The sequence below is a fragment of the Haemophilus sp. C1 genome, assembly GCF_001276515.1.
Lineage (GTDB): Bacteria > Pseudomonadota > Gammaproteobacteria > Enterobacterales > Pasteurellaceae > Haemophilus.
The window spans coordinates 55,759-62,477 of the sequence record NZ_LDVZ01000012.1 but is presented as its reverse complement, the minus strand read 5'-3'; the positions used below and the strand labels follow the sequence as shown (position 1 = coordinate 62,477).

4 protein-coding genes are annotated in these 6,719 nt (G+C 40.9%); all 4 read right to left on the bottom strand.

Translation table 11 applies throughout. The annotated features are described in order from the left end of the window. Window positions 1–121 precede the first annotated feature (121 nt). Window positions 122–358, bottom strand: coding sequence for a hypothetical protein (locus tag ABW51_RS10355; protein WP_053465991.1), 237 nt, complete (start codon window positions 356–358; stop codon window positions 122–124). Between the two features lie 9 nt (window positions 359–367). After that, the gene (locus ABW51_RS10350; RefSeq protein WP_053465990.1) at window positions 368–673 is read right to left on the bottom strand and encodes a transposase; all 306 of its coding nucleotides are present in this window, start codon (window positions 671–673) and stop codon (window positions 368–370) included. Between the two features lie 599 nt (window positions 674–1,272). Further along, the gene (locus tag ABW51_RS06035; protein ID WP_053465989.1) at window positions 1,273–2,742 is read right to left on the bottom strand and encodes a DUF5677 domain-containing protein; all 1,470 of its coding nucleotides are present in this window, start codon (window positions 2,740–2,742) and stop codon (window positions 1,273–1,275) included. A gap of 29 nt (window positions 2,743–2,771) precedes the next feature. Then, the gene (gene purL, locus ABW51_RS06030) at window positions 2,772–6,665 is read right to left on the bottom strand and encodes a phosphoribosylformylglycinamidine synthase (protein ID WP_053465988.1); all 3,894 of its coding nucleotides are present in this window, start codon (window positions 6,663–6,665) and stop codon (window positions 2,772–2,774) included. Window positions 6,666–6,719: the final 54 nt, after the last annotated feature.

Genomic DNA, 6,719 nt, shown 5'->3' with positions numbered 1-6,719 from the left:
TAATTTTCAAACGAAATTGATAAGAGTAGGACATAATCTGCACCTCAAATTAGGTGTCCGGTTTTTTTTGGGGGGGGGATCAAAGTGCGGTGAAAAAACGTTTTGATTTTTGACCGCACTTTTAGCTAAGCACATCAATATTTAAAACAGGATCAAGCGCCTGCCAATAATTTTTCGCACTGCTATATTTCCAATCCTGCGGCTCAGACACAAACCCGCTCACCACCGGATTTTGATGAATATAGTCTAGCTTTTCGTTGAAAAATTTATCGGAATGAATTTCGATGGGTTGGTTGTGATGTTGCCAGAATTGGTATTGCTTTACATAACTATACTTTTTCGCTGCTCGCCGGAACATCCATAGTAGCTATTCTTTGCGGCTTTCTTGAGGATTTTCTGCAATTTGTTTCAGTAGTGCTTTAGAGGTAAATGTTTTTAAATCTCGAATGACATCAGAAGGATTTTTCTCTTCTATCTGAAATAATAAATGTACATGACTTGGCATAATACAGTAACCATAGATCTTCATCCCCTTATTTTCACGACAATAATTCAATGCACTTATCATCGTTTCAAAGTAACAATCACGAACAAAGACATCAATCCAATATACGGTTGCAAAGCTAATAAAATAAACGCTATTATTATCATTAAATTTATACTTTCTACTCATCTTCCTACCTTCTAAAATTCTCCGATAAGTAAAATAGTAGACATGACTAAATTCACTCTAAATTTAACTCAGATTTTTGAAGAAGATCGCAAAAAAATAAATTACTGAAGCAAAAAATCAAAAAGCTATTGAGTTATGATGACATTATGATTGGATTACGATGGCATCACAGATGGAACTACGATGGCGCAAGCGTCCACGCTTGTGCCCGTAACTAAAATGAAAAAAGCACAAGCGTGGACGCTTGCGCTATCATAGGGGGTGCCTTAATAATAACGCGTATTTTCAGCGCGGGCTAGCAACAAACAGTTACATACAGAAAAGCGGGTTAAAAAACTCAGAAAAAATCGACCGCACTTTTTATCTGCATCACACCTTAGAATTGGCACCAAATGATATTCAATAATAAAGCTCTCACCTTGGAACTCAGATCACAAAACAAAGTTAATTTCTATAAACAAAGATGACACATTCTATACTGCTGGTATAGTGCTGGCGCGCGTCTCCCGACGCATGTCCAAAATTCAGAGCATAAAAAAGCACGCGTCAGGAGACGCGTGCTATCGTGGAGATTAGAAAATCTATGCCATTATAGAAAATTAAGATACATTTAACCGATGCTCGAATTTAGGATACATCATATCTAGATCATCTAAAATACAATTAAATAAATAACAAATATCATTGACTGGTGTCGGTAAAGGTCTATACCTAGGGTAACGATGTAATCTATGCAATGGGTTGCCACAAGTTTCAAAACAAGCTTCTCTGATAGCTCCCCAAGAACCATGAACATATCCTGATGACCAGGAATAGTATTTATCATAAATATCTTTAATCCCTGCTTCAGTACTCATTTTTCTTAAATCTGAGCTATTCCAATTACCCAAATTAATATTTAGAAACTCATCCCAAGTGTCTTCATTTGAAATAGTTTCAATAGTAGAAATATCTATAAATTTAGGAGCATCTAGCAACTCATCAAAGCGCAAAGCATTTAACTTTGCTTGTCCAGCTCCATACTGACGCCATTTCATCCAAATTGTCTCATCATTCTGAGAATACATATATTTCAAGGTTATTCTTAGTTCTAAAATACTCCTTAACCCTAATCGACAAAGAATTGTTGTACTGGATGATATAATTTCTTTTAGTATAGATAAGGAATAGAAGGCAATTCCAAAAACAGAGTCATGTTTAGCATCTATAGCTGTTGTAATATGAGTATTTTTCCAATGAAGCTTTAATTTATTTTCCAGCTTGTTAATATCATCTAAATTAACAGTGCTACTTATATCATTTTTATGTTTTATTAATTCAAAACAAGGAGACTTTCTCCAAAACTCTTGAAAAAACTTCTCTGCCCAATTGAAATCCTTTTGAGAATTCAGTGACGCTCGAAGAGCCATTTCACAAGCTCGAATTGATGGGCGAACTTTTCTCTGGTCTCCCTTATTTGGATAATGTACATATTCTTCTAGCATTTCATAAGGTAACGCAAATTTCCCGCTTGCAATATATAGCATTACGATTAGCCACCGACAATCTGTTGATTCCTGAGATTGATGATCAATACATAAACCAATCGCTCTCATTAATATATCTAAGGCTGATGTATCATCTTCAAGTTGAGGCAAGTACTTATCCCAAAACTCCATCCCAGGCAAACCATCAATTAGTCTTAATGATGATAATGCTGAGGCAGTCTTGGGATTTGAAACTAAACAAGCAATAAAAGCTGACCTAAATTTTTCATCTAGACTAGCAATAGCTGAGAAACATACTCCATTAAACTTAGATTTTTCCTGATATTTTTTAACAAATGTTATAATCCGTCTAAATTCAATAATTGCATCTTCTTGAGTATTAGACGTTCTAATAATTGCAATCCATAAAACTTCAGGAAGCATTTCGTTTAGCCATGAGGAGAAAACCATTTTTTCTCTAACTACAGACTGGTTAAAAGGAGGTTGAAGCTCCTTACCAATTTTTTTATGTTCCAATATAGATGTTCTGTTTTTACCACTTTTAAACTTAGCTTTTTTTCTTTTATTCTTGCTCACAGGCATAAGCATCTCCATTCTAAAAATGAATTAAACTACCCCAAAACCACCCTCGCATTCCTAAACAGCCGCATCCAAGCCCCATCTTCTCCCCACTCTTCCGGATGCCATGAGTTGCTCATGGTGCGGAAAACGCGTTCCGGGTGTGGCATCATGATGGCAACGCGGCCGTTGGTGTTGGAAAGCGCAGTGATGCCGAGGGCAGAGCCGTTCGGGTTCGCCGGGTACACTTCTGTCGGGTTGAGGTTGTTGTCGATGTATTGCGCCACAATCAAGTTTTGGGCTTGAAGTGCGGTCAAATTTTCAGGTGTTTTGAATTCTACGCGACCTTCACCGTGAGAAACGGCAATCGGCATATGTGAGCCTGCCATGTCTTTAAACCACAATGAGTTGGTGTCGTTAATTTTCACCATCGCGGCACGGGCTTCAAAACGTTCTGATTTATTACGCACGAAACGTGGCCAATTTTCTGCACCAGGAATGATTTCCGCAAGGGTGGAGATAAATTGACAGCCGTTACATACACCTAATGAAAGGGTGTTTTCATTGGCGAAGAATTGGCTGAATTGCTCGCGTAATTGTGGGTTAAATAAAATGGATTTTGCCCAGCCGCCACCTGCGCCTAATACGTCACCGTAAGAGAAGCCACCACAGGCCACCATCGCATTGAAGTTATTTAAATTGTAACGACCCGTCATTAAATCGCTCATGTGAACATCAATCGCGGCAAAGCCTGCACGGTCAAAAGCCGCTGCCATTTCAACGTGGCTGTTTACGCCTTGTTCACGTAATACTGCCACTTTCGGTTTCACACCTTTGCTGATGTAAGGTGCTGCAATATCTTCATTCACATCATAAGTTAGATGTGCGGATAAACCTTTGTTGTCTGTGGCTTTTTTCGCTTCAAATTCTTGGTCGGCACATTCTGGGTTATCGCGTAAACGTTGCATTTGGTGAGTGAGTTCTGCCCAAATGCTGCGTAATTCAGAGCGTTTTTCACTTAATAGTTTTTTGCTACCACGCGTGATTTCAAAACGATCTTCTGAGTTTACAGAACCAAGTTCATAAGTTAAACCAAGCAAGTCATGGGCTTTTAATACCTCACGCACGGCGCTTAATTCACTTTCTGATACTTGGATCACTGCACCTAATTCTTCATTGAATAACACGGATAAATCATTGTCGCCTAATGCAGAAATATCCACATCCACGCCACAGTTACCCGCAAATGCCATTTCTGCAAGGGTGGTAATTAAACCACCGTCTGAACGGTCGTGGTAAGCCAATAATTTACGCTCTGCCACCAATGCTTGCATTGCATCGAAGAAGTGTTTCAGTTTAGTCACATTTACGACATCGGCTGGTTTATCACCTAATTGTTTATACACTTGCGCAAGTGCGGTCGCGCCTAAGCGATTTTTTCTTTCGCCTAAATCAATCAACAATAAACGGCTTGCGCCTTTGTCTGTGCGTAATTGAGGTGTCACGGTTTTGCGGACATCTTCCACGCGAGCAAAGGATGAAATCACTAAAGAAAGCGGAGCTGTAACCGATTTTTTCTCGCCATTTTCTTCCCAAGTAGTTTTCATCGACATGGAGTCTTTACCCACTGGAATGGTAATGCCTAATGCCGGGCAAAGTTTTTCACCCACCGCTTTTACGGCTTCATATAACCCGGCATCTTCACCACCATGACCCGCTGCAGACATCCAGTTTGCAGACAGTTTGATGCGTTTAATATCACCAATGTTGGTTCCCGCAATGTTAGTAATGGATTCAGCCACCGCTAAACGTGCAGAAGCACCAAAGTCTAATAATGCCACGGGTGCACGTTCACCCATTGCCATGGCTTCACCGTGATAGCTGTCTAATGATGCAGTTGTGACGGCCACATCAGACACCGGTATTTGCCACGGACCTACCATTTGATCTCGCGCCACCATGCCGGTTACCGAACGGTCGCCAATAGTGATTAAGAAGGTTTTTTCTGCCACCACCGGTAAGCGTAAGACGCGATGGAACGCTTCTTTTAATTGAATATTTTCTGTTGCAAGCGGTCGATTTTCGACTGTTTTTGACGAAACCTCACGCGTCATTTTCGGGGTTTTTCCCAATAACACATTCATTGGCAAATCGATCGGATTATTGTTGAAATGGCTATCGTGCAAGGTTAAATGTTTCTCTTCCGTTGCCTCACCAATGACCGCAAATGGCGCACGCTCACGTTCACAAAGTGCGGTAAATAATTCGAGTTTTTCTGGCGCAACCGCTAAGACATAACGTTCTTGCGATTCATTACACCAAATTTCTAATGGCGACATGCCTTTTTCATCGCAAAGGATGGAACGTAAGTCAAATTTACCGCCACGTTCACCATCGTGCACCAATTCAGGCATCGCGTTTGATAAACCACCCGCGCCCACATCGTGGATAAAGAGAATTGGGTTTTCATCGCCTAATTGCCAGCAACGGTCAATCACCTCTTGGCAACGGCGTTCCATTTCTGGGTTTTCACGTTGAACAGAGGCAAAATCTAAGTCTTCTTTTGATTTACCACTGTCCATAGAAGACGCTGCCCCACCGCCTAAACCGATGTTCATTGCTGGGCCACCTAATACGATCAATTTCGCACCGACTGGAATTTCGCCTTTTTGAACGTGTTCGCCACGAATATTACCGATACCGCCCGCTAACATAATCGGCTTGTGATAACCTCGCACTTCTTCACCATTGAAGCTATTAACTTTCTCTTCATAGGTACGGAAATAACCTAATAACGCAGGGCGACCAAACTCGTTGTTAAATGCCGCGCCACCTAATGGGCCTTCAATCATAATATCTAAGGCTGAAGCAATACGGTTTGGTTTGGAAAGTGGATTTTCCCAAGGTTGTTCAAAGTTTGGAATGATAAGGTTTGATACGGAGAAACCAGTTAAACCTGCTTTTGGTTTTGCGCCACGACCCGTTGCACCCTCATCACGAATTTCACCGCCTGAACCTGTTGCGGCACCTGGGAATGGCGAAATTGCGGTTGGGTGGTTGTGGGTTTCCACTTTCATTAAGATATGTGCATCTTCATTGTGATAGCGATATTGCCCATCTTGATCCGCAAAGAAACGGCCGACTTTTGAGCCTTCCATTACCGCAGCATTATCTTTATAGGCTGAAAGCACGAAATCAGGGGTTTTCTCAAAGGTATTTTTAATCATTTTAAACAGGGATTTATCCTGTTTTTTGCCGTCGATAATCCAATCCGCATTAAAGATTTTATGACGGCAGTGCTCAGAGTTGGCTTGCGCGAACATATAAAGTTCAATATCGTGCGGATTGCGCCCTAATTGGGTGAAGTTTTCCACCAAATAATCAATTTCATCTTCTGCCAGTGCTAAGCCTAATTCTACGTTGGCTGTCACCAATGCTTCACGTCCACCTTTCAAAATATCCACGGTTTTAAACGGTTTCGGATCTTGATGACGGAATAAAATCTCAGCATCTTGCGGGTTGCGCACCACGGTTTCCATCATTCGGTCATGTAAAAGTGCGGTCAATTTTTCAGTTGTTTTTTCATCAAGCGGTTGGCTTAACTCAAAATAATACGCCAAACCACGCTCAATACGCTCCACTTCATTTAAACCACAGTTATGCGCAATATCCGTCGCTTTAGAAGACCAAGAAGAAATAGTACCGACACGTGGAATCACGATAAAGGTTTCGCCTTTGGCATCGTGTTCTGCCAAAGTTGGACCGTAATGTAACAACGCTTTTAATTTTGCTTCCTGCTCGCTAACAAGCGGTCGATTTAATTCCACAAAATGCAAATATTCCGCATAAACCGATTTCACCGGTAATTGATTTTGTTGGAATTTTTGCATTAAGCCTTGAATACGGAATTCAGAAAGGGCGGGAGAGCCACGAAAAGTTTGAAACATACGGGTACCTTTGAGTTGTGTTTGAGGTAAAAATCGCGGGCTATTATAAAGGAA

What these genes read in the sequence shown, in the direction of transcription:
- ABW51_RS10350 (WP_053465990.1), bottom strand. Translation starts at nt 673, where the DNA reads ATGAGTAGAAAGTATAAATTTAATGATAATAATAGCGTTTATTTTATT.
- ABW51_RS10355 (WP_053465991.1), bottom strand. Translation starts at nt 358, where the DNA reads ATGTTCCGGCGAGCAGCGAAAAAGTATAGTTATGTAAAGCAATACCAA.
- purL (WP_053465988.1), bottom strand. Translation starts at nt 6,665, where the DNA reads ATGTTTCAAACTTTTCGTGGCTCTCCCGCCCTTTCTGAATTCCGTATT.
- ABW51_RS06035 (WP_053465989.1), bottom strand. Translation starts at nt 2,742, where the DNA reads ATGCCTGTGAGCAAGAATAAAAGAAAAAAAGCTAAGTTTAAAAGTGGT.